Origin of the sequence: Gordonia asplenii (genome assembly GCF_012933505.1) — a bacterium.
Taxonomy (GTDB): Bacteria; Actinomycetota; Actinomycetes; order Mycobacteriales; family Mycobacteriaceae; genus Gordonia; species Gordonia asplenii.
Genome location: NZ_JABBNB010000081.1, coordinates 1 through 1,095, shown reverse-complemented (window position 1 = coordinate 1,095; position 1,095 = coordinate 1). Strand labels below are relative to the sequence as shown.

Annotated in this window: 1 protein-coding gene; it reads right to left on the bottom strand. The window is 69.1% G+C overall.

Annotated elements, in window-relative coordinates; translation table 11 throughout:
- On the bottom strand, window positions 1–1,095 hold a 1,095-nt coding region (locus tag HH308_RS29275), incomplete at both ends, for a 13E12 repeat family protein (protein ID WP_170197817.1).

The window sequence follows — 1,095 nt, the reverse complement described above, 5'->3', positions numbered from 1 at the left end:
AGACGATCCTTCTGCTTCTGCCGTTTCTGGTTCGGGCTGCCGGGTGGGCGCGTTGCCGGTCTCCGGTTCAGGTTCTGCAGGTGCTTGTGGCGCCGCTTCGCCCACTGACGCTGCTTCTGGCGTCGGCTCGGGTGCAGGTTGTGGTGATGGTGCGGGTGCGTCGCCTGTGTCCGGTCCCTCCCCGGCCCGCGGCGCCTGGGCGTCGGGTTCGGGTTCGGCTTCGGCTTCGGTGACGGTCGAGGTCGTCGACTCCGTAGTGGGTGCCTCGTCAGCTTCTGGTTCGTCCCCACTCATCTCAGTGTCGGGTTCGGGTTCCTGCGCCGCCGACGGCGCCGACTCCGTCGCAGGCGCAGGCGCGGGCACGGGTTTGGGTTCGGGTTCAGTGGTCGTCGGCGCCGCGTGCGGCTCTGGCATGGCTGCTCGGCTGCCTTCCGGTTCGGGTTTCGCGTCAGCGGCCGGTTCGGTCTCGTCCGCCGTGGCGGCCGGCTCGGCCTCATATGATTCCGAGTCCGTCACGGTCGACGACGCCGCCTCGACATCAAAATCCAGCTCCGGCTCCGGTTCGCCGTCGGCCTCGGTCGCGGTCGCGGTCGCTGTGTCGGTGTCTATTGGCGAATCGGGTTGTGTGGTGGGTGGGTTGGGGAAGTAGCTGACCTTCGCCTCGGGGCGGTCGGCGATGTCGCGGACCTGCTCGCCGGTGATGATCCCGTAGCCGTCGACGTAACCGACCCCATCCCCTGCGCTGGCACGATCGGTGGTGAGGGTGGCTTGTTCGGTGATCACGTGCAGCGCAATCACCACCTGCGCCTGCGACACCCCTGCCGCGGTGTCGTCCGGGTCACCGGTACAGGTGTCGGGGTCGCCGCATTCGCATTCGAACGCCACCCCGTGCAGCCGGGCGATCACCGCATCTGAGCGCCGCGCCCCCCGACGCCGCGGATCGTTGCTGCAGCACACCCGGGTGATCAGCGCGTCGATGGCGGCGAACGCCGTCGCGACATCCTCCACGGTGGCAGTGGCGCGGAGTTCGGCCATCCCATCCGCCAACGGATCGGTGGTGACGGTGCGGCCTTCCTTCGCCAGGTGGTGGCGGCG